The sequence below is a fragment of the Pseudomonas sp. GW531-T4 genome, from assembly GCF_017349615.1.
Classification (GTDB): domain Bacteria; phylum Pseudomonadota; class Gammaproteobacteria; order Pseudomonadales; family Pseudomonadaceae; genus Aquipseudomonas; species Aquipseudomonas chlororaphis_I.
The window spans coordinates 144,972-164,269 of the sequence record NZ_JACMZT010000010.1; the positions used below are offsets into that span (position 1 = coordinate 144,972).

The window sequence follows — 19,298 nt, forward strand, 5'->3', positions numbered from 1 at the left end:
GTGCCCGGATATGGATAGCCCAGTGACCACCCGACTTGTGCCCTACGAACAGCTCGACGCCACGCAATTGCAGCAGCTCGACGCGCTCGAAGTGCACCCGCAGCAGAAGAATTATTCCGGCGATATCTATACCGCGCTGCATACCCTGCTCAAGGCGCCGGAGCCCGGGATCAAGGGCTTCGCCCTGCTGGCCGACGAAGTCCCGGTGGCGTTCCTGCTGCTCAAGCGCCCGCCGTTCCTGCCCCATTGGGCCGACCCCGACACCGCCACCCTGCATGCCTTGCAGGTCGATCACCGGGTCCAGGGCCAGGGCTATGGCCGCGCCTGCCTGCAAGCCCTGCCCGCCGCCGCGCGCCAGGCCTGGCCGGAGATCAAGGGGCTGATGCTGTCGGTGGACGCGGACAACGCAGCGGCCTTCAACCTCTACCTGAAGCAAGGCTGGGTCGACAGCGGCGAGGCCTACCGGGGCCGCATCGGCTACGAACGCCGCCTGGCCCTGATTTTCTGACGTTACCCAGGAGAAGCATGATGCTGACCACCCTCGAGCAACTGGAAGCGATCTACGGCCAACCCCTCGAACGGGCCGTGCGCAAGGAAATCCCCTTCCTCAACCCGGACTACCAGGCCATGGTGCGCGCCTCGCCGCTGGTGATCCTGAGCACCAGCGGCCCCGACGGCATGGACGGCTCGCCCCGCGGCGATGTACCAGGCTTCGTGCGGATCATCGACGAACGCACCCTGGCCCTGCCCGACCGCCCGGGCAACAACCGCATCGACAGCCTGCGCAATATCGTCAGCGACCCGCGGGTGGCGCTGCTGTTCATCATCCCGGGCATCGGCGAGACCCTGCGGGTCAACGGCCGGGCGCGGATCTCGGCCGAGCCGGCACTGCTGGACAGCTTCGCAGTGAATGGCAAGCCGGCGCGCACGGTGATCCTGGTGGACGTCGAGGCGGCCTACTTCCATTGTTCCAAGGCCATCGTGCGTTCCGACCTGTGGAACCCCGAGCACTACCTGGAACGCTCGGCCCTGCCCTCGGCCGGCGCCATCCTCAAGCGCCTCTGCGACGGCCAGTTCGACGCCGACCGCTACGACCGGGAAATGCCGGAGCGGGTGCGCAACAGCCTGTATTGAGGGGTTCTTGTAGGAGCGAAGCTTGCTCGCGATGAAGGTTAACGCGGTACATCAGCCAGACCGCGGCGTCCCTATCGCGGGCAAGCCTCGCTCCTACAGGGGGGTGTCGTGGAATGGCAGGCAGAAAAAAGGGCTGCATCGCTGCAGCCCTTGGGCATTTGTATTGATCACAGCTGCAAGCAGTAGTCGATCAACTGCTTTTCAACGCTCTGTCGTTGGCCGATCACCAGCGCTACCACAACCAGGTTTTCTGCCGGATAGATTTCATACAGAACCCGCTGGCCCATGGGCAGAAACTCATGGAAATGCGTCACCCCCAGGGAGGCCGCTTGCTGGCAAACAGCATAGGTATGGGCCTGCTCACTCAGAGTCGAGATGATTTGCATAACCAACTGGTCAACGAATTGCCCAGCCTTGCGGGCGCCGCACTGCTGAATCAGGTACTGCTCCAGGGCAATCACACCGTGTTCGGCCGCAGTGGCGAACTCAACCCTGCAGGTTTTCTGCATCTTCGTCTTCTTGCTGCGCTTGACGGCGCTGGGCCAGGCGCTCCAGCAGCGTATCGCCGCTGATCAGCTTGCCTTGCTCCTTGTCGCGCCCGGCGAACGAAAGCAGCTTGATCAAGGCTATCGCCTCATCTCGGCGCTTACGCTCTTCGTAGGACTCGATCACATAAGCCGGAACCCCATTCTGCGTGACCAGCATGGGCTCGGAGAGGTCGAGATCAGCAGCGTTCTTTTTGACAAAACTGATGGTTTTAATGCGCATGGTTTATCTCCTGCGCTTTGCGCAGCGGTGAATCCAGCGCAGAAGCTGGTCTGAATTTAGACTACAAAAGAACCAGCAGCAAATGACATGTGTTACCGAGGAAGATTCAGCACCATCTCATGCCAGGCCATGCCGCCATGGTCCGACGCCGAGGCCTTGAGGTAGACGAAGCCAAAACGCTCGTACAGCGGCACATGCCGTTCCTTGCACATCAGGTTGATGCTCGCCTTGCCCAGGCCGCGCATGCGCTCGATAAAGGCCTCCAGCAAACGCCGGGAAACACCCTGGCCCTGATAGTCCGGATGCACCACCACCGACATGATCACCACATGGGGCCCGGCCGGGTCGTGGCCGATCAGCTCCTTGAAGGCCTCGTCGGCCATCTCGACCTCGAAGGCCGCGCCGGAATTGATGAAGCCGGCCACCACGCCCTCCACTTCGGCGACGATGAAACCCTCGGGCCAGGTGGCGATGCGGGTGGCGATCTTCTCCCGGGTGGCGGCTTCGTCGCCTTCGTAGGCCAGGGTTTCGATGGCGAAGCAGCGGTCCAGGTCAGCGGCGGCGACCTGACGGATCAACAGGCTGGATAAGGTCATGGGGAACAGATCGGCTATGGGAAATGCCGCCGATCATAAAGTAATAAGGCTTGCATATCGAACGGCGGCAAGCCCGTAAAACCTGCATATAGTCGCTGTCATCCGCACGCCGACCGGGTTATTTATCAGGGCTCAATCAATCCCATCCTGGTCGAGTACGGAAGTCGCCATGAGCAATGTTCAGATCGGTTTGCTGGTGCTGTTCGGCATCAGTGCGTTCGGTTTTGTCACCCTGTCCATCGACCTGTGGCGCGCCCGCCGGCCGGGCAAGGGTAAATGACCGGGCCCGTCGCAGGCCCGGTCCGTGGCTCACTGTTCCTTGAGCGGTAGCCAGATTTCCAGCACGCCCTGGCCGGTGTCGGGGTTGAAGTCGGCGCTGTAGCGTTCGAATTCCGGCGCATCGGCGGCTTCGCGCCCGGACTGCGGCAGCCAGGTTTTCCAGATGTACTGGAAGGTCTGCGACAGGCTCGCCAGCGGCCCCTGGTGCTCGAACACCGCGTAGTGCTGCGGCGGCACCTCGACCCAGCGGTACAGCTCGGGCAGGTCGTCGAGCCTGCTGATCTCGACCCCGGCGATGTATTCGAAGCCGCCCTTGCCGTCGGGGTTGCAACAGAGGCCGTAGGTCACCTCCCCCACCTGGCCGGGGATCTTGCCGAGATGGGGAATGAAGCGTTCCCAGAGTTCAGGAATGCGCTGCGTCGTCTCGGGAGTGAAACGCCCGCCAAGACCGGCGATCAGCAGAAAGCGCCCCTTCTCGAAACGCGGCACCGGCCCGCTGACCTGTTTTTGCTCATCCATGATGCGACTCCTGCCTGAAAAATGGGTTCGGCAGGGAGTATAGAGGCCAAACCCGAATCGCCTGCATCAGAGCGCGGGAAGTTCCGCGACCGCCGCGCCGACGATGAACTCCTGGTAACCGGACAGGATCACGTAGACCGCGAAATAGCAGAAGATCGCCGCAGATGCCAGGTAGGAGTAACGCAACAACTTGTCCCCCAGCAGCTTGCCGCCCTGGGTCGCGGCAAAGCACAGGCCCACAACCCAGGCCAGCCCGGCGCAGAAGAAACCGCTGAGGAACAGCCCGGAGCTGAGCAGGTCGCCGCCACCGGAACGGGCAATCAGGGTCCCGCCCACCGCGGCGAACCAGAGGATCGCGCTGGGGGACGACATGGCCAGGAAAATACCGCGGAAAAACTCCTTGCGCGGCGAACCGTTATCCACCTCGCCAGCCTCGGCCAACACCGCGCTGTGGTGGATCGCCGAATAGATCATCTTCGCCGCGAAATACACCAGCAGCGCCGACCCGCCGATCCACAACACCCAGCGCACCGCCTCGTACTGCAGCAGCACGGTCATGCCGGCCAGCGCCAGCACCGCGTAGACCAGGTCACCGACACAGGTGCCCAGGCCCAGGCAGAAACCCTGGAAGTAGCCACGCTGCATGGCCAGGGTAATCATCGCGATATTGGCCACGCCTATGTCCAGGCACAGCGAAAGGCTCAGCAGAAAGCCGCTGGTAAACTCCATCATTCATCCTGTTCGATGCGGTTGTTCGAGTGGGGGGTATTTAACGCGGGCGGGCCCGGCAAACACAATGCGCAGGCTGCGAATCCCGCCACGACGATGCAAATCCCTGTCCAGGCAGCGCCGCTGCCGGCGAAAAAATAGTTGTCGCCCCCCTCTGGACAGCCTGGCGCCACAGCCCTTATCGTCTGCCCCCAGGCCACCGCAGTGGCCGACGTCGCTCGGACGGTTCCGGGCGCTCACGTACTCGAGGCAACAATGGCCGAACAAGGTTCGCCGCGCCGCTTTGCGCGTATAGATCGACTCCCCCCCTACGTATTCAATATCACTGCCGAGCTGAAGATGGCTGCGCGTCGGCGCGGCGAAGACATCATCGACTTGAGCATGGGTAACCCCGACGGTGCGACTCCGCCGCACATCGTCGAGAAACTGGTCACCGTCGCCCAGCGCGAAGACACCCACGGCTACTCCACCTCCAAGGGTATCCCGCGTCTGCGCCGGGCCATTTCGCGCTGGTACAAGGATCGCTACGAGGTCGATATCGACCCGGAAAGCGAAGCCATCGTCACCATCGGTTCCAAGGAAGGCCTGGCGCACCTGATGCTCGCCACCCTGGACCAGGGCGACACCGTGCTGGTGCCCAACCCGAGCTACCCGATCCATATCTACGGCGCGGTGATCGCCGGCGCCCAGGTGCGTTCGGTGCCGCTGGTGCCGGGCGTGGACTTCTTCGACGAGCTGGAACGGGCCATCCGCGGCTCGATCCCGAAACCGAAGATGATGATTCTCGGCTTCCCCTCCAACCCTACCGCGCAGTGCGTCGAGCTGGACTTCTTCGAACGGGTGATCGCCCTGGCCAAGCAGTACGACGTGCTGGTGATCCACGACCTGGCCTACGCCGACATCGTCTACGACGGCTGGAAAGCCCCGTCGATCATGCAGGTGCCGGGCGCCAAGGACATCGCGGTGGAGTTCTTCACCCTGTCCAAGAGCTACAACATGGCCGGCTGGCGCATCGGCTTCATGGTCGGTAACCCGGAGCTGGTCAGCGCCCTGGCGCGGATCAAGAGCTACCACGACTACGGCACCTTCACCCCGCTGCAGGTGGCGGCCATCGCCGCGCTGGAAGGCGACCAGCAGTGCGTGAAAGACATCGCCGAGCAGTACCGCCAGCGCCGCAATGTGCTGGTCAAGGGCCTGCATGAACTGGGCTGGATGGTCGAGAATCCCAAGGCTTCGATGTACGTCTGGGCGAAGATTCCCGAGGCCTACGCGCACCTGGGCTCGCTGGAGTTCGCCAAGAAGCTGCTGGCCGAGGCCAAGGTCTGCGTCTCGCCAGGGGTGGGTTTCGGCGAGTACGGCGACGACCATGTGCGTTTCGCCCTGATCGAAAACCAGGACCGCATCCGCCAGGCCGTGCGTGGTATCCGCGGCATGTTCCGCGCCGATGGCCTGGTGCAGAAAGGCTGATACCCACCGACAAACAAGCAGGCACAAAAAAACCGCATCGCTGCGGTTTTTTTGTGCCTGTCTGCCGACCCTGTAGCCGCTGCCGCAGGCTGCGATAAGGACCGAAGGGCCTTCAGCGATTGCAAGATCGCTACGGCCGTGCCGGCCGATCGCAGCCTTCGGCAGCGGCTACAGGGCTCGGCTTACACCACCAGCGACAGCAGCAGGATAAAGATCAGGCCCACCACCGAGAGGATGGTTTCCATCGCGGTCCAGGTCTTGAAGGTTTCCGCCACGGTCATGTTGAAGTACTGCTTCACCAGCCAGAAACCGGCGTCGTTGACGTGGGACAGGATCAGCGAACCGGCACCGGTGGCCAGCACCAGCAGCTCACGGTTGACCCCGGGAATCATACCGACCACCGGTACCACGATGCCCGCGCCAGTGATGGTCGCCACGGTTGCCGAACCGGTGGCGATGCGAATCACCGCCGCCACCAGCCACGCCAGGAGGATCGGCGAGATCTGTGCGTTGACCGCCATATGGCCGATCACGTCACCCACGCCGCTGGTCACCAGCATCTGCTTGAAGCCACCGCCGGCACCGATGATCAGGATGATCGCCGCGGTCGGCGCCAGGCTGGCGTCGAGCAACTTGAGGATCTGCTTGGAGCCGATGCCCTGGCGCGAACCGAAGGTATAGAGCGACAGCAGCAAGGCCAGCAGCAGCGCGCTGATCGGGTGACCGATCATGTCCATCCAGATGCGGAAGAAGTGCCCGTCCGGGAAGGCCACGTCGGCGAAGGTCTTGAGCAGCATCAGGAACACCGGCAGCAGCACGGTCAGCAGGGTCACGCTGAAGCTCGGCAGGTTGGCCGAGGTGTTTTCGCGTGCCAGCTGGTCGACCAGTTCCTGGGACGGATGACCCGGGATGTGCTTGGCGATGAAGGTGCCGTAGATCGGACCAGCGATGATCGCGGTCGGCAGGGCAACGATCAGGCCGTAGAGAATGGTCTTGCCGATGTCGGCGCCGAACACGCCGATGGCCAGCAGCGGGCCCGGATGCGGCGGCACCAGGCCGTGCACCGCGGACAGGCCGGCCAGCAGCGGGATGCCGATCTTGATGATCGACACGCCGGTACGCCGGGCGACGATGAACACCAGCGGGATCAGCAGCACGAAGCCGATCTCGAAGAACAGCGGGATGCCCACCAGGAAGGCGGCGAACATCATCGCCCACTGCACCCGCTCCTTGCCGAACGAGCGGATCAGGGTCTGGGCGATCTGATCCGCGCCACCGGATTCGGCCATCATTTTGCCGAGCATGGTGCCCAGCGCGAGGATGATCCCGACGAAACCGAGTACACCACCGAAGCCGTCCTGGAACGCCTTGATGATCTTGTCCACCGGCATGCCCGAAGTCAGGCCGAGGAAACCCGCGGCGATGGTCAGGGCGATGAAGGGATGCAGCTTGAATCGGGTGATCAGCACGATCAGCCCGATAATGGTGACCACTGCGTCTACCAGCAGATAGGTCTCTTGGGACATGCCAAACATGGGGTTGCCTCCGGTTTGTTGTTTTTATTCAAGCGTTAAAAACGTGAGCCGAGTGGGATAGCGCTATCTGTGTGAACCGAAGCTTATCGGGATGAATCCAGCCCGTGCTCCAGCCACCAGCCATGGGCCTGTTCGGCCAGCCGGTCAACGCTGTGGATGGTGGCGTCCAATGCCAGGGTCAGGGGTTCGCCCACGGGAGATTCGAGGGTGGCGAACTGACTGTCGATCAGGGTCGAAGGCATGAAATGCCCCGGACGGTGGGCCACGCGATCGGCGGCCACCTGTGGTGTCAATTGCAGGAAAACGAAGCCCAGGCCGGGCGTGGCGCTGCGCAGGCGGTCGCGGTACTTGCGCTTGAGCGCCGAGCAGGTCAGCACCGGACGCTGTCCGGCGGCCAGGGCACGACGCAACTCGTCGCACAGGCTGTCGAGCCAGCCGGCACGGTCGTCGTCGTTCAGGGGAATACCGGCACTCATCTTGGCGATATTGGCGGCAGGGTGGAACGTATCGCCTTCAATGGCCGTGGCGCCGCTGCGCTGGCACAGCGCTTCACTGACGCTGGACTTGCCGCAGCCGGCAACGCCCATGATGACCAGGGCGGTGATGGGTTGACTCATGTAACACCTCAGCGCGCAGACAGCGCTACCTTCGCTCTTGAAAATGCTAGTGCAAAAATAGTTTCTGCCGACGCCTTCTTGTCATTTTTGTGGGTTGCCGCGTATATAGGCCGCGAAACCAAAGAGTGCGGGTCAGGCCGACCGCGCTCACGCATTGCAGCTGTTTCGAGACAGCGCTACCTTAGTGACTTGAATTTTGTTTGGCAAGCCGTCTGATGACCTCCTCCAAGAACGATAAAAATACCCGCACCACGGGGCGCCCTACCCTCAACGAAGTCGCGCGCCTGGCCGGCGTCAGCCCGATCACCGCCTCGCGAGCCTTGCGCGGCATCGACACGGTGGCCACCGAACTGGTGGAAAAGGTGCGCAAGGCCGCCAGCGAACTCAACTACGTGGTCAACCCCGCCGCTCGCGCCCTGGCCTCGGCCCAGAGCCATTCGGTGGTGGTGCTGGTGCCGTCGCTGTCCAACCTGCTGTTCATCGATACCCTGGAAGCCATTCATCAGGTTCTGCGGCCCAAGGGCTTCGAAGTGCTGATCGGCAACTTCCACTATTCCCCCGACGAAGAAGAAAACCTGCTGCGCAACTACATGGCCTACCAGCCACGCGGTTTGCTGCTGACCGGCTTCGACCGGACCGAAAGTGCCCGACGGATGGTCGAAGCCAGCAACGTCCCCTGCGTCTACATGATGGACCTCAACCCCGAGGCCGGCCTGAACTGCGTGGGCTTCTCCCAGCACAACGCCGGGGAAACCGCCGCCGAGCACCTGATCTCCCGCGGCCGCAAGCGCCTGGCCTACATCGGCGCCCAGCTCGACCAGCGCACCCTGATGCGCGGCGAAGGTTTCCGCCGTGGCCTGGAGAAAGCCGGCCTGTACGACCCGAAACTGGAAGTCCTCACCCCGCGCCCGTCATCGGTGGGCCTGGGTGGTGAACTCTTCCTGCAACTGCTGCACAGCCACCCGGACGTCGACGCAATCTTCTTCGGCAACGACGACCTGGCCCACGGCGCCCTGCTGGAAGCCATGCGCTGCGGCATCAGGATTCCCGAGCAAGTGGCGGTGATGGGCTTCAACGACCTGCCCGCCTCCGCGCACATGGTGCCGCGCCTGAGCAGCATCAGCACCCCGCGCGAAGCCATCGGCCGCCGCGCCGCGGAGCAGCTGCTGACCCTGATGGCCGGTAACAGCGTGGCCAAGCCGGTGGTGGACATGGGCTTCGAATTGAAGGTGCGCGAGAGCACCTGAGCCGCGTTCAGGAACGCAGGCTCAGGGCGCTGAGCAGCACACCGAAGCCCACCAGCAGAACGCCGAACAGCTGGTCGATACGCCGCTTGTAAGCCATGAGCCGGGCCCGGATGCCCGGCGTCGAGAAGAACAGCGCCACCGCCACGAACCACAGCACATGGGCCAGGACAATGATCGCGCCATAGCCGATCCGCACACCCGGCGCGGTCCCCGGCTGCATCACCTGCATGAACAGGCTGACCACAAAAATCATGGTCTTGGGGTTCAGCGCATTGGTCAAAAAGCCGGTGCGCAGCGCCGTCCATGCCGAAACCCGCGGCGTATCCATCGCCACCTCCTCCTCGACTGCGCGAGTACGCAGCATCCGGATACCGAGATAAACCAGGTACAGCGCCCCGGCGATCTTTAACGCGCCGAACAACAGCAGCGACTCCTTGACCAGCAGGCCGACGCCAAACAGCGTGTAGCCGATATGCAGCATCACCCCGAGCCCGATCCCCAGTGCCGTGAACACCCCATGCCGACGCGACAGCACCAGGCTGTTGCGCGTGACCATGGCAAAATCCGGCCCCGGGCTCAGCACCGCCAGCACAGTGATGGTGATTACCACTAACAGTTCAGTCATTTTCAAACGCCTTCGCTATAGAATCCGGCCCATACTTTATGAGCACGAACCCTCACAGAGCGAACGATGAAAACTGACATTTTCGGTGATAAAAAATCACAGACAATCAATCGCCGCCTGCCGCCCCTGAGCGCCCTGCGCTGTTTCGAGGCCGCCGCTCGCCTGGAGAGCTTCACCCGCGCCGGCGAAGCCCTGCACCTGACCCACGGCGCCATCAGCCGTGCCGTGCGCGCCCTGGAAGAAGACCTCGGCACGCGGTTGTTCGAGCGTCGCAGCCACCGGGTATTTCTCACCGAGGCCGGCCGCGAATTGCTGCACAGCGTGGAGCATGCCTTCGACCTGATCGACGCCGCCGCACGCAAACTGCGAACGCCGGACAAGGCCGCGACCCTGGTGCTGTCCTGCGAACCGACCCTGCTGATGCGCTGGCTGATTCCCCGGATCCCGGCATTCTTCGCCGCTCATCCGGATATCCCCCTGCAACTGGTGGCCGGCGGCGGGCCCTTCGCTTTTGCTCAAGGCATCGACCTGGCAATCCGCCGCAACGACTTTCCCTGGCCGCCGCACACCCATGCGCAGTGGCTGTTCGATGAAGCCATCGGCCCGGTATGCCGCCCGGAACAGGCCGCCCACTGGGCACGCAATGCAGCAGGCACGGCCCAGTTATCGAGCACTGCGCCGCGCCTGCACAGTGCGACCCGGGCGCAGGCCTGGGAGCAATGGTTGACCCTCAAGGGAATGGAACAGGCGCCGGGCAAGGAGCAGGTCTTCGAGCATTTCTACTTCAGCCTGCAAGCAGCAGTCGCCGGGTTGGGACTGGCGATCGCGCCCTGGCAGCTGGTGCGCGACGACCTGGAGTCGGGCCTGCTGGTCGCGCCTTTCGGCTTTATCGCCGACGGCAGCGCTTACTACCTGTTGTCACCCGAGGCGATCGAACCCAACTCAGCCGTCGCCCGCTTGCTCGAATGGCTGCGCCACCAGGCGCTGCCGGGCAGCGAGCCGCACGACGCCACCCGCCCAGGCACATGAGCGGAAGCTCCTACAGCCTCATCTCTGCATGAGCCTCCGAGGTCAGTGCCGGATCCTGCCCACCCAACAACTGCACAAACGCCTGAGCGGCCTTTTGCAGCGGCTGGTTCTTCAGCCAGACCGCGTGCACCGGCAGCAGCAGGCCGTTGTCGATGTTCTTGAAGGTCAGGCGCTTGAGCCTTCCGGCCTTGAGCAAGGGGGCGATCACCGACTGTGGGAAGTTGCCCCAGCCGATACCGGACTCGACCATGTCCAGGGCCATGGCCAGGCTGTCGGTACGCCAGTAGGACTCGGCGATCAGCGGCCGGGTGTCGCGGATCGGCAGGTCGCGGCTGGCGACCACCACCTGGCGGACGTTGACCAGCTCTTCCAGATAGAGGGTGGCGTCCGGCGCCTCGGGTAACGGATGGCGCGCGGAAATGCAGGCGATCATCCGTTCGCTGCCGACGTACTGGAAATACTCCAGCACGTTCAGGCTGAGCCCGGCGAAAGCCACGCCGACCGCGATCCGGCCAGTGTGCAGCAGCTGCAACACATCGTCCTGGGGCGCACTCAGCACCTCGATGTCGAGCAACGGATGGCGCTCGGCGATCAGCTTGATCGCCGCCAGCACCCGGGACTTGTCGATGTCCTCGACCACGCCGATGGACAGCCGGCTTTCCAACCCCAGGGACAGCTCCACCGCATGCACCTGCAAGTGCTTGAGCTGCTCGGCGATCAGCCGCGCGTGGGGCGCCAGGGCGTTGGCCATGGCGGTGGGCACCGGCTCGCGATGGCTGCGATCGAACAAGGGATAACCCAGCTCCGCCTCGAGGTTGGCGATACCCATGCTCACCGCCGACGGCACCTTGCCCAGGGCCCGCGCCGCCGCGGAAAACGAACCGCGCTCGAGCACGGCGAGAAACAACTGGATGCTGTCGCTGGAGAAATTCATGGGGACGCCTGTCTAGGATGCCGATCTATCAGAAAACCTGAAAGCTTCTGACTTTTTCTGTCAGGCATATTGAAGCTATCTTGCGCCGCATTCGCCAGCCATTCCTGTAAAAGGAGCGGCCCGGGCCAACGAACGCGGAGGAAAAAGCATGCAAGGCATCAAGCGCAAACTGGTTTACGTGTCACTGTTCGAGGTGTTCGGCATGACTTTCTCGGCCCTGGGCCTGGCCTTGCTGTCCGGCACCTCGCCGAGCAGCACCGGTCCGCTGGCGGTGGTGATCACCAGCATCGCGGTGACCTGGAACTTCATCTACACCAGCCTGTTCGAGCGCTGGGAAAGCCGCCAGGTCTCGCGGACCCGCACGGTCAAGCGGCGGATCGCCCACGCCGTGGGTTTCCAGCTGACGCTGATCCTGTTCCTGATTCCGTTGATCGCCTGGTGGATGCACATCAGCCTGGTGCAGGCCTTCCTGCTGGACCTGGCGCTGATCCTGTTCATTCCTTGCTACACCTTCGTCTTCAACTGGCTGTTCGACCGGGTCTTCGGCCTGCCGGCGTCGGCGCTGCCGGACCCGGCCTGAGCATCCCGGCGCAAATCGGCATCGCCGAGAGTCGGCGACGCTGTTAGATTTCCAGGGCCCTCCACCCGCCAAGGAAAGCTCCCATGGGAACCCTGAGAATTCTCGGTAAAGCCTCGTCGATCAACGTCAGAAAAGTGCTGTGGACCTGCGAGGAATTGGGTCTGCCCTACGAACGCGAGGATTGGGGCAGCGGCTTCCAGTCGACCCACACGCCGGAGTTTCTCAAGCTCAACCCCAACGCCCAGGTGCCGGTGCTGATCGATGACGCAGGCGCGCTCTGGGAATCCAACAGCATCTGCCGTTACCTGACCAGCAAGGTCGCCGGGCAACGACTGCTACCCGGCGAGCCCCGGGCCCGGGCGCTGGTGGAGCAATGGATGGACTGGCAGGCCACGGAACTCAACCCCGCGTGGAGTTACGCCTTCGTCGCCCTGGTCCGGCAGAACCCGGACTTTCAGGACCCGCAGCGGATCGCCGTCGGCATTCGCGGCTGGAACGCCAAGATGGCCCTGCTCGAACAGCAACTGGCAAGCACCGGGGCCTATGTGCTCGGCGAGCAGTTCAGCCTGGCCGATATCGTCCTCGGGCTGTCGGTGCATCGCTGGATGATGACGCCCATGGAGCGCCCCGACTTCCCCGCCGTCGCCGCCTACTACCAACGCCTCAGCGAGCGTCCGGCTTTCCTGCTGCATGGACGCAATGGCATTCCCTGAATCGTCTTTTTCTTCTGTAGGAGCGAGGCTTGCCCGCGATAAGGCCGTCCCAGACACCACCCAACTCGATCCCTGAACCGGTGTTGCGATTACGGACGCTTTCGCGGGCAAGCCTCGCTCCTACAGACGCTGGATGCCGCCTTGGCTGATGCTGCGGCATAAACCGCCAAGATGTAACGAAATACGACAATAAATCAGCGTGCAACCCACCTTCCAGGCCGGCATTCACAATCATTGATTTCCGTTAGCCAGCTAAGATTCCTCTTCACCGAAACCTGGAATCCCGCCCATGTCGTCCCTCATCCCCACTGTCGCTACCGACGGCCTCGACCCGCTCCGCGCCGCCGATATCTCCGCCCGCATCGATCGCCTGCCCGCCGTCGCCACGGTCTGGCGCCTGGTGGCGCTGCTGTCCATTGGCGGTTTCTTCGAGCTGTATGACCTGTTCCAGACTGCCTATATCAGCCCCGGCCTGATCCGCGACGGGATCTTCGCCACCGGCAGCCAGGGCGTGTTCGGTTTCTCCGACCAGGCGGCCTTCGCCTCGGCGACCTTTCTCGGCCTGTTCCTCGGCGCCAGCCTGCTGAGCCCGATCGCCGACCGCTTCGGGCGCCGGGCGATCTTCACCTTCGCCCTGATCTGGTACACCGTGGCCACGGTGCTGATGGGCGTGCAGACCTCGGCCCTGGGGGTCATCGGCATGCGCTTTCTGGTGGGCATCGGCCTGGGTATCGAGCTGGTGACCATCGACGCCTACCTCTCTGAACTGGTGCCCAAGCACATGCGCAGTTCGGCCTTCGCCTTTGCCTTTTTCGTGCAGTTTCTTTCGGTGCCGGCGGTGGCGCTGATGTCCTGGTGGCTGGTGCCGCAAGACCCGTTCGGCATCGCCGGCTGGCGCTGGGTGGTGCTGGCCAGCGCGGTGTTCGCGCTGTTTATCTGGTGGTTGCGTTCACGCCTGCCGGAGTCGCCGCGCTGGCTGGCCCAGCATGGGCGCTTCGCCGAGGCCGAGCGGATCATGGACGGCATCGAGGCACGCTGCGCCAAGGACCATGGCAAGCCGCTGGACACCCCGCAGCCCGAGGCCCTCGGCGTCCAGGGTTCGGGGCGCTTCGCCGATATCTGGCAACCGCCCTATCGGCGCCGGGCGCTGATGCTGATCGTGTTCCATGTGTTCCAGGCCATCGGCTTCTTCGGTTTCGGCAACTGGCTGCCGGCGCTGCTCTCGGGCCAGGGCGTAAGCGTCACCCACAGCCTGATGTACGCCTTCATCATCACCCTCGCCTATCCACTGGGGCCGCTGCTGTTCGTCAAGTTCGCCAACCGCTTCGAGAACAAGTGGCAGATCGTCGGCTCGGCCCTTGGCGCCATGACCTTCGGCACCCTGTTCGCCTGGCAGAGCACGGCCCTGGGGCTGATCGTCTGCGGGGTGATGATCACCTTCTGCAACGCCTGGCTGAGCTTCAGTTACCACTCCTATCAAAGCGAGTTGTTCCCCACCAATATCCGCGCCCGGGCGGTAGGTTTCTGCTATTCGTTCAGCCGCCTGTCGACGGTGTTCAGCAGCCTGTTGATCGGCTTTTTCCTCGACCGCTTCGGTACGCCCGGGGTCCTGGCGTTCATCGTCAGCAGCATGCTGATCGTGATGTTCACCATCGGCCGTTTCGGCCCGCGTACCCGCAACCTGGCCCTGGAGAATATCGCCCACCGTTGACCGGTCGCCGCTGGCCGCAAGCGGCAAGGCTTGTCCGCCGCGTGCCGCCAGCCTTGCCGGGCAACCGGCGCAGAGCCCCAATGCAGAGCCCTGTTCCAGGGCCCTGCAGAGCGCTCCAGCACGGCGGCATGCAACTTGCTGCTCAGCCTGCGATAGCCCTTACACACAGGTACCCAATCATGTTGGTCAGTGCCCAGAAAACCTCGGCGATCCAGCCCACCCAGCGGTCCGACATGGACCCGAGCACCGCGGCCGCCAGCGCGCTGTACAGCGGTTTGATGCAGAACGTGCAGAACGCGGCAAGCTTCCAGACATCCCAGGCCGTGCAGCAGGCCAGCAACACGGTCAACGACAATGTCGCGGCGGCCTTCGCCAAGACCCGCGTACTGCTCCAGGCCACCCCGCCGACCGCCAGCACCGCGCAGGCCAATAGCGCGACCCAGAGCTCGGCCCTGGACGAGTTCAAGGACTACATGAGCAAGTCCCCTGAGCAGCGTATGCGCGACCGCATCCTCGAGGAGATGGGCATTACCGAGGAAGACCTGAAAAACATGCCACCGGAGAAACAGCAGGCGGTGGCTCAGGAAATTGCCCAGCGGGTCCAGGACAAGCTGAAGCTGGCGCAAGTCGAGAAGGACGCCAGCGGCGTCGATAAGCAAGTCACCGACAAGTTCCTCGCGGCGCTTTAAAAACGGCCAGTCGAAACAGGGTTCCCCATGGGAACCCTTTTTCATGGGTCGGCTTGAGCGGCTGCGCTCAGCCCTGGGCCAGCATGTCGAGCAAGGCCCGCAGCGTCGGCGACGGCTCGCTGCCCTCGGCCAGCACCAGGGCAAAGGTGCGCGGGATCGGCACGTCCAACGGCATTACGCACAACCCGTGGCGTTGCTCCGGCAAGGTCATCTGCGGCACCAGCGTCACCCCCACCTGCTCGCGAACCAGGGTAAAGGCGCTGCTCCACTCCCGCACCTCGACCCGCACATCCGCCAGCCCCAGGCCGGCATCCGCCGCCAGGCTGCGGGCATTCACCGAACAGCCGCCGGTGGCCAGTACGAAGGGTTGGCTTAGCAGTTCCTGCAAGGTCACCCCCTGCTCCTGAGCGCGGCGCGCCAGGGCATGCCCAGCCGGCAGCACCGCCACCCAGGCATCGCGCCCCAGCAGGCCGACGCTGCGCTCGGGCGCAGGATTGAGCAGCACCCCGACATCGATCAATCGCGCTTCGAGCAAGGCCTCGACCTCGTCGTCGCTGACCTCCAGCGCCACCACCTGGATACCCGGATACAACTGCTTGAAGCGCCGCAGCAGCGGCGGCAGGAAAGTCGCCAGCACCATGGGGAAACTCGCCAGGCGAATGGTGCCGCGCTGGATGTCCCGGCAGGCGTCCGCGGTGTCGCGGATGTTCTGCAACGCCGCGAGCATCAGCCGCGCCTGTTCGACCACCTGTTCGCCGACGGCGGTGGGCAGGGTCTGGCGGTTCTCCCGGGTGAACAGCTGCACGCCCAGGTTGTCTTCGAGCAGCGCCAGGGCCTGGCTGGCGCCGGACTGGGTCATGCCGACCCGCTCGGCGGCACGGGTGATGTTGCCGGTATCCGCCACGGCCACCAGCATCCGCCAGTGCATCAGGTTCATCATGGCAGTAGCTGTCCTTATGGGATTTTTCTGAAAGATTAATTTTACTGAGAACAGCGCGGACTATGACACTGATCTCCCCCCTTTGGAGAGCCCTCGATGAACCTGTATTTCTCGCCCAACGCCTGCTCGCTGGCCCCGCATATCGTGCTGCGCGAACTGGCCCTGCCGTTCAACCTGGTGCGGGTCGACAACCGCAACAAGACCACGGCCGACGGCGCCGACTTCCTGGCGATCAATCCCAAGGGGTATGTGGCGGCGCTGGAACTGGAGGACGGCCAGGTGCTGACCGAAGGACCGACGATCCTGCAATACCTGGCCGACCTCAAGCCGCAAGCAGGCCTGGCGCCGGCCAACGGCAGCTGGCAACGGGTACGGCTGCAGGAGATGCTCAACTTCGTCTCCAGCGAGATCCATGGCAGCCTCGGCTGGCTGTTCAACCCCGAGTTTCCCGAAGCGACCCAGGCGCTGATCCGGCAAAAACTGTTCAAGCGCCTGGCGTCGCTGGACCGCACGCTGCAGCAGCACAGCTACCTGCTGGGCGAAGCCTTCGGCATCGCCGACGCCTACCTGTTCACCGTGCTGCGCTGGACCGCCGGCTTTGCCATCGACCTGGAACAGTGGCCGGCGCTGGCCCGCTTCCAGGCACGCATCGCCCAGCGCGAAGCGGTGCAAGCGGCGCTGGCGGCCGAAGCGGCGTAAGGATCGAAGCAGAGATGCCGCAGCAACCTCTGCCTTATCCCGCTCGCAGCAATCCCGATAGGATCGCGACGAGTAAAAACAGGATGGTCCTGGCAAATCTTGATGCTCCCGGTGCAGGTTGAGAGGCAACAGCCAGGTGGGCCATTCGGTGCGGGCGGTGAAGGTCTGGCGCAGGGTGTCGATTTGTTCGCGGGGCAGCGGATCGAAGTAATGGGCCATGGCGCTACTCAGGACAGGGGCTGGCCGAGGGGCGAACCTTCGGCGTCTTGCTGTTCTGTGCAACAAGAAGGAGAAAACTTGCAGATCGATGGGTTATTTACTTAGAAGCAAAAACCAGGAAGCCCGCGGGGCGGGCTTCCTGGGAGGGTCAATGACCGAAAATATTGTGTTCGGTCTTCTTGGCTTTCTTGTCCGCGCGCTTTTCATCGGCGGTCCGGCTGGGTTTTTTCTTCGCCGTCTTTTTGGCATTCATACCTTTGGACATGATGCACACTCCACTCGCAGGGGATCGTTCATCAGGTATACACCTATCCCGAGCGCTCCGTACTTTTATAATCCACCGCCCCGGCCCACCTGCGAAACCCCATGCCCGACACCGAATACCTGCTGCTTGCCGACACCCTGCGACCGCTGCTGAACAAGTTCTATCGCGCCCACAATTCGCCGATGCGCGCCGCCGGCGAAGGGCAATCCTGGGTGGCGAAACGCGGAGCGATCATTGCCGGGCTGAGCCTCACGCCCATAGCTCAGGGCCACTGGCTGACCGGGCTGTTCGTCGACCCGGCCCATCGCGGCCAGGGCATTGCCGCAATGCTGGTCGAACGGGCACGCGCGCAGCTGCCGGGGCCGCTGTGGCTGTTCTGTCACCCGGACCTGCAAGCCCTGTACGAACGCATGGGCTTTGCCACGGCCCCCGCCCTGCCTCAGGCCCTGGCGGATCGCCTGGAGCGTTATCGCAGGAGCAAGAGCCTGATCGCCATGGGCATAGATCCTTTGGTTAGGTCGACCAGCGATAATGTGTGATCGCGGACCCTGGAGCGCGTGCTAGCCTCGGCGGCAAATCGGCCTCTATCAGGATGATCCATGAAACCGACGCTTCTGGCTGTCTCCCTCAGTGCCCTGCTGCTACCCGTATTCACCCATGCCGCCGACGCCGCGGTCTCGCCCCAGCAATACGCCAAGGTCCTGGCCGGCGACTGGCGAGCGCCGCAGAACAGCGCCCGCGACCGTTACCGCCATCCGCAGCAGACCCTGCAGTTCTTCGGCCTCAAGGCTGACCAGAAGCTGATCGAGATCACTCCCGGTGGCGGCTGGTACAGCGAGCTCCTCGCGCCACTGCTCAAGGACCACGGGCAGTACATCGCCGCCCTCCAGGCCCCGTCCAGCGGCGAGTATTTCCAGAAATCGGCGGACAGCCTGAAGCAGAAATTCAGCGCCGACCCGGCCCGCTATGCCAAGGCCCGGTTCGTCGAGTTCGACCCCAAGGCGCCGGTGCTCGGCCCGGCCGGTTCGGCTGACGCCGTGCTGACCTTTCGCAACGTACATAACTGGGTGCTGGCCGACACCGCGCCGGCGATGTTCCAGGCGTTCTTCAAGGTGCTGAAACCGGGGGGCGTGCTGGGCGTGGTGGACCATCGCGCCAAGGACGGCGCCTCCCTGGAAGACATCAAGCACAGCGGCTACCTGACCACTGCCTACGTGGTGAAGCTGGCAACCGACGCCGGGTTTGCGCTGGAGGGGCAAAGCGAGATCAACGCCAACCCGCAAGACACCAAGGACTACGCCCAAGGCGTCTGGACCCTGCCGCCAGCGCTCAAGCTGGGGAACGAGGACAAGGCCAAGTACCTGGCGATCGGCGAGTCGGACCGGATGACGCTGCGCTTTGTGAAACCGGCGAAATAACCGCGCGGATCGCAGCCTGCGGACAGGCTGCGATCCTTATCCTTCAATCGTCGGCGTGGGGATCGAGGTCGGGGAACATCACCTCGGTAAAACCGAACTTGCTGAAGTCGCTGATCCGCGACGGGTACAGGCGGCCGATCAGGTGATCGCATTCATGCTGCACCACCCGCGCATGGAAACCCGAGGCGATCCGCACGATCGGCTCGCCCTTGGGGTCGACGCCTTCGTAGCGAATGTGCTGATAGCGCTCGACCGCGCCCCGCAGCCCCGGCACCGACAGGCAGCCTTCCCAGCCCTCTTCCAGCACCGGGCTCAAGGGCGTGATCAGCGGGTTGATCAGGATGGTCTGCGGCACGGCCTCGGCTTGCGGGTAACGCTCGCTGTGCTCGAAACCGAAGATCACCAGTTGCAGGTCGACGCCGATCTGCGGCGCGGCCAGGCCGACCCCGCCGACGCTTTCCATGGTCTGGAACATGTCATCGATCAGTTGCCACAGCTCGGGGCTGTCGAACATCTCGGGCGGCACCGGTGGCGCGATGCGCAGCAGGCGCTCGTCGCCCATTTTGAGGATTTCACGGATCATGA

At 63.7% G+C, this 19,298-nt stretch carries 23 protein-coding genes and 1 pseudogene; 12 read left to right on the forward strand and 12 right to left on the reverse strand.

Translation table 11 applies throughout. The features are described from left to right. The first annotated feature begins 22 nt into the window (after positions 1–22). A complete protein-coding gene (locus J4D28_RS10945) occupies positions 23–508 on the forward strand; it encodes an N-acetyltransferase (protein ID WP_023966728.1) in 486 nt (161 codons plus the stop codon). Between the two features lie 20 nt (positions 509–528). Further along, positions 529–1,134, forward strand: coding sequence for a pyridoxamine 5'-phosphate oxidase family protein (locus J4D28_RS10950; RefSeq protein WP_016703878.1), 606 nt, complete (start codon positions 529–531; stop codon positions 1,132–1,134). A gap of 167 nt (positions 1,135–1,301) precedes the next feature. Here the strand turns inward: J4D28_RS10950 and J4D28_RS10955 are convergent, their stop codons facing one another. From J4D28_RS10955 to J4D28_RS10975, 5 genes are all read right to left on the reverse strand, one after another. Continuing rightward, positions 1,302–1,643 carry a hypothetical protein gene (locus J4D28_RS10955; protein WP_103330937.1) on the reverse strand — a complete coding sequence of 114 codons (342 nt, stop codon included), beginning with the start codon at positions 1,641–1,643 and terminating at the stop codon, positions 1,302–1,304. Further along, entirely contained in the window at positions 1,621–1,902 is a 282-nt protein-coding gene (locus tag J4D28_RS10960; RefSeq protein ID WP_009050369.1) for a type II toxin-antitoxin system Phd/YefM family antitoxin, read from the reverse strand. The genes J4D28_RS10955 and J4D28_RS10960 overlap by 23 nt, the downstream gene beginning before the upstream one ends. 92 nt (positions 1,903–1,994) lie before the next feature. Next, the gene (locus J4D28_RS10965) at positions 1,995–2,498 is read right to left on the reverse strand and encodes a GNAT family N-acetyltransferase (protein ID WP_009050370.1); all 504 of its coding nucleotides are present in this window, start codon (positions 2,496–2,498) and stop codon (positions 1,995–1,997) included. A 309-nt stretch (positions 2,499–2,807) separates the two neighbouring features. Continuing rightward, on the reverse strand, positions 2,808–3,296 hold the full coding sequence (locus tag J4D28_RS10970; RefSeq protein WP_103330938.1) for a GyrI-like domain-containing protein: 489 nt from the start codon (positions 3,294–3,296) through the stop codon (positions 2,808–2,810). Positions 3,297–3,362: 66 nt separating this feature from the next. Further along, complete coding sequence (locus J4D28_RS10975) at positions 3,363–4,025, reverse strand: LysE family translocator (protein ID WP_007925134.1); 663 nt, start codon at positions 4,023–4,025, stop codon at positions 3,363–3,365. Between the two features lie 255 nt (positions 4,026–4,280). Here J4D28_RS10975 and alaC point away from each other — a divergent pair, with 255 nt between their 5' ends. Next, the gene (gene alaC / locus J4D28_RS10980) at positions 4,281–5,492 is read left to right on the forward strand and encodes an alanine transaminase (RefSeq protein WP_007925133.1); all 1,212 of its coding nucleotides are present in this window, start codon (positions 4,281–4,283) and stop codon (positions 5,490–5,492) included. A 182-nt stretch (positions 5,493–5,674) separates the two neighbouring features. Here the strand turns inward: alaC and J4D28_RS10985 are convergent, their stop codons facing one another. Both J4D28_RS10985 and J4D28_RS10990 read right to left on the reverse strand, forming a co-directional pair. Then, positions 5,675–7,027, reverse strand: coding sequence for a GntP family permease (locus J4D28_RS10985; RefSeq protein ID WP_009050373.1), 1,353 nt, complete (start codon positions 7,025–7,027; stop codon positions 5,675–5,677). A gap of 83 nt (positions 7,028–7,110) precedes the next feature. After that, entirely contained in the window at positions 7,111–7,644 is a 534-nt protein-coding gene (locus J4D28_RS10990; protein WP_007925131.1) for a gluconokinase, read from the reverse strand. Positions 7,645–7,859: 215 nt separating this feature from the next. On the opposite strand from J4D28_RS10990, the gene J4D28_RS10995 reads away from it, so the two are divergent. Further along, positions 7,860–8,891, forward strand: coding sequence for a LacI family DNA-binding transcriptional regulator (locus J4D28_RS10995; protein WP_009050374.1), 1,032 nt, complete (start codon positions 7,860–7,862; stop codon positions 8,889–8,891). Positions 8,892–8,898: 7 nt separating this feature from the next. Here J4D28_RS10995 and J4D28_RS11000 read toward each other — a convergent pair whose 3' ends face one another. Further along, positions 8,899–9,516 carry a LysE family transporter gene (locus J4D28_RS11000; RefSeq protein WP_009050375.1) on the reverse strand — a complete coding sequence of 206 codons (618 nt, stop codon included), beginning with the start codon at positions 9,514–9,516 and terminating at the stop codon, positions 8,899–8,901. A 66-nt stretch (positions 9,517–9,582) separates the two neighbouring features. On the opposite strand from J4D28_RS11000, the gene J4D28_RS11005 reads away from it, so the two are divergent. Continuing rightward, positions 9,583–10,545: a LysR substrate-binding domain-containing protein gene (locus tag J4D28_RS11005; RefSeq protein WP_028683200.1), complete on the forward strand. Its 963-nt coding sequence runs from the start codon at positions 9,583–9,585 to the stop codon at positions 10,543–10,545. A gap of 10 nt (positions 10,546–10,555) precedes the next feature. Here the strand turns inward: J4D28_RS11005 and J4D28_RS11010 are convergent, their stop codons facing one another. After that, positions 10,556–11,479 carry a LysR family transcriptional regulator gene (locus J4D28_RS11010; protein ID WP_016703870.1) on the reverse strand — a complete coding sequence of 308 codons (924 nt, stop codon included), beginning with the start codon at positions 11,477–11,479 and terminating at the stop codon, positions 10,556–10,558. A gap of 148 nt (positions 11,480–11,627) precedes the next feature. On the opposite strand from J4D28_RS11010, the gene J4D28_RS11015 reads away from it, so the two are divergent. The 4 genes from J4D28_RS11015 (at position 11,628) to J4D28_RS11030 (ending at position 15,172) form a co-directional block, all read left to right on the forward strand. Continuing rightward, positions 11,628–12,059 (forward strand): PACE efflux transporter, encoded by a 432-nt coding sequence (locus J4D28_RS11015; RefSeq protein ID WP_009050378.1) that lies wholly within the window; start codon positions 11,628–11,630, stop codon positions 12,057–12,059. Between the two features lie 83 nt (positions 12,060–12,142). After that, complete coding sequence (locus J4D28_RS11020) at positions 12,143–12,772, forward strand: glutathione S-transferase family protein (protein WP_103330939.1); 630 nt, start codon at positions 12,143–12,145, stop codon at positions 12,770–12,772. A 289-nt stretch (positions 12,773–13,061) separates the two neighbouring features. Continuing rightward, positions 13,062–14,483, forward strand: coding sequence for an MFS transporter (locus J4D28_RS11025; protein ID WP_016703868.1), 1,422 nt, complete (start codon positions 13,062–13,064; stop codon positions 14,481–14,483). Between the two features lie 179 nt (positions 14,484–14,662). Beyond that, a complete protein-coding gene (locus tag J4D28_RS11030) occupies positions 14,663–15,172 on the forward strand; it encodes a hypothetical protein (RefSeq protein WP_009050381.1) in 510 nt (169 codons plus the stop codon). A gap of 67 nt (positions 15,173–15,239) precedes the next feature. Here the strand turns inward: J4D28_RS11030 and J4D28_RS11035 are convergent, their stop codons facing one another. Then, positions 15,240–16,112, reverse strand: coding sequence for a LysR family transcriptional regulator (locus tag J4D28_RS11035; protein WP_103330940.1), 873 nt, complete (start codon positions 16,110–16,112; stop codon positions 15,240–15,242). Positions 16,113–16,208: 96 nt separating this feature from the next. Here J4D28_RS11035 and gstA point away from each other — a divergent pair, with 96 nt between their 5' ends. Then, positions 16,209–16,811: a glutathione transferase GstA gene (gene gstA / locus J4D28_RS11040; protein ID WP_103330941.1), complete on the forward strand. Its 603-nt coding sequence runs from the start codon at positions 16,209–16,211 to the stop codon at positions 16,809–16,811. Between the two features lie 111 nt (positions 16,812–16,922). Here the strand turns inward: gstA and J4D28_RS30420 are convergent. Next, positions 16,923–17,030: pseudogene (locus tag J4D28_RS30420) on the reverse strand (fatty acid desaturase); the annotation flags it as partial. Positions 17,031–17,396: 366 nt separating this feature from the next. Here J4D28_RS30420 and J4D28_RS11045 point away from each other — a divergent pair. Together J4D28_RS11045 and J4D28_RS11050 are read left to right on the forward strand one after the other, a co-directional pair. Continuing rightward, a complete protein-coding gene (locus J4D28_RS11045; RefSeq protein ID WP_016703865.1) occupies positions 17,397–17,834 on the forward strand; it encodes a GNAT family N-acetyltransferase in 438 nt (145 codons plus the stop codon). Positions 17,835–17,894: 60 nt separating this feature from the next. After that, entirely contained in the window at positions 17,895–18,713 is an 819-nt protein-coding gene (locus J4D28_RS11050; protein ID WP_038634413.1) for a class I SAM-dependent methyltransferase, read from the forward strand. A gap of 43 nt (positions 18,714–18,756) precedes the next feature. Here J4D28_RS11050 and def read toward each other — a convergent pair whose 3' ends face one another. Continuing rightward, positions 18,757–19,296, reverse strand: coding sequence for a peptide deformylase (gene def / locus J4D28_RS11055; protein ID WP_009050388.1), 540 nt, complete (start codon positions 19,294–19,296; stop codon positions 18,757–18,759). Between the last annotated feature and the right edge of the window lie 2 nt (positions 19,297–19,298).

Bases quoted from the DNA above. Each gene is read 5' to 3' on its own strand.
- J4D28_RS10950 (WP_016703878.1), top strand. From the start codon at position 529: ATGCTGACCACCCTCGAGCAACTGGAAGCGATCTACGGCCAACCCCTC.
- J4D28_RS10955 (WP_103330937.1), bottom strand. From the start codon at position 1,643: ATGCAGAAAACCTGCAGGGTTGAGTTCGCCACTGCGGCCGAACACGGT.
- J4D28_RS10960 (WP_009050369.1), bottom strand. From the start codon at position 1,902: ATGCGCATTAAAACCATCAGTTTTGTCAAAAAGAACGCTGCTGATCTC.
- J4D28_RS10965 (WP_009050370.1), bottom strand. From the start codon at position 2,498: ATGACCTTATCCAGCCTGTTGATCCGTCAGGTCGCCGCCGCTGACCTG.
- J4D28_RS10970 (WP_103330938.1), bottom strand. From the start codon at position 3,296: ATGGATGAGCAAAAACAGGTCAGCGGGCCGGTGCCGCGTTTCGAGAAG.
- J4D28_RS10975 (WP_007925134.1), bottom strand. From the start codon at position 4,025: ATGGAGTTTACCAGCGGCTTTCTGCTGAGCCTTTCGCTGTGCCTGGAC.
- alaC (WP_007925133.1), top strand. From the start codon at position 4,281: ATGGCCGAACAAGGTTCGCCGCGCCGCTTTGCGCGTATAGATCGACTC.
- J4D28_RS10985 (WP_009050373.1), bottom strand. From the start codon at position 7,027: ATGTTTGGCATGTCCCAAGAGACCTATCTGCTGGTAGACGCAGTGGTC.
- J4D28_RS10990 (WP_007925131.1), bottom strand. From the start codon at position 7,644: ATGAGTCAACCCATCACCGCCCTGGTCATCATGGGCGTTGCCGGCTGC.
- J4D28_RS10995 (WP_009050374.1), top strand. From the start codon at position 7,860: ATGACCTCCTCCAAGAACGATAAAAATACCCGCACCACGGGGCGCCCT.
- J4D28_RS11000 (WP_009050375.1), bottom strand. From the start codon at position 9,516: ATGACTGAACTGTTAGTGGTAATCACCATCACTGTGCTGGCGGTGCTG.
- J4D28_RS11005 (WP_028683200.1), top strand. From the start codon at position 9,583: ATGAAAACTGACATTTTCGGTGATAAAAAATCACAGACAATCAATCGC.
- J4D28_RS11010 (WP_016703870.1), bottom strand. From the start codon at position 11,479: ATGAATTTCTCCAGCGACAGCATCCAGTTGTTTCTCGCCGTGCTCGAG.
- J4D28_RS11015 (WP_009050378.1), top strand. From the start codon at position 11,628: ATGCAAGGCATCAAGCGCAAACTGGTTTACGTGTCACTGTTCGAGGTG.
- J4D28_RS11020 (WP_103330939.1), top strand. From the start codon at position 12,143: ATGGGAACCCTGAGAATTCTCGGTAAAGCCTCGTCGATCAACGTCAGA.
- J4D28_RS11025 (WP_016703868.1), top strand. From the start codon at position 13,062: ATGTCGTCCCTCATCCCCACTGTCGCTACCGACGGCCTCGACCCGCTC.
- J4D28_RS11030 (WP_009050381.1), top strand. From the start codon at position 14,663: ATGTTGGTCAGTGCCCAGAAAACCTCGGCGATCCAGCCCACCCAGCGG.
- J4D28_RS11035 (WP_103330940.1), bottom strand. From the start codon at position 16,112: ATGATGAACCTGATGCACTGGCGGATGCTGGTGGCCGTGGCGGATACC.
- gstA (WP_103330941.1), top strand. From the start codon at position 16,209: ATGAACCTGTATTTCTCGCCCAACGCCTGCTCGCTGGCCCCGCATATC.
- J4D28_RS11045 (WP_016703865.1), top strand. From the start codon at position 17,397: ATGCCCGACACCGAATACCTGCTGCTTGCCGACACCCTGCGACCGCTG.
- J4D28_RS11050 (WP_038634413.1), top strand. From the start codon at position 17,895: ATGAAACCGACGCTTCTGGCTGTCTCCCTCAGTGCCCTGCTGCTACCC.
- def (WP_009050388.1), bottom strand. From the start codon at position 19,296: ATGATCCGTGAAATCCTCAAAATGGGCGACGAGCGCCTGCTGCGCATC.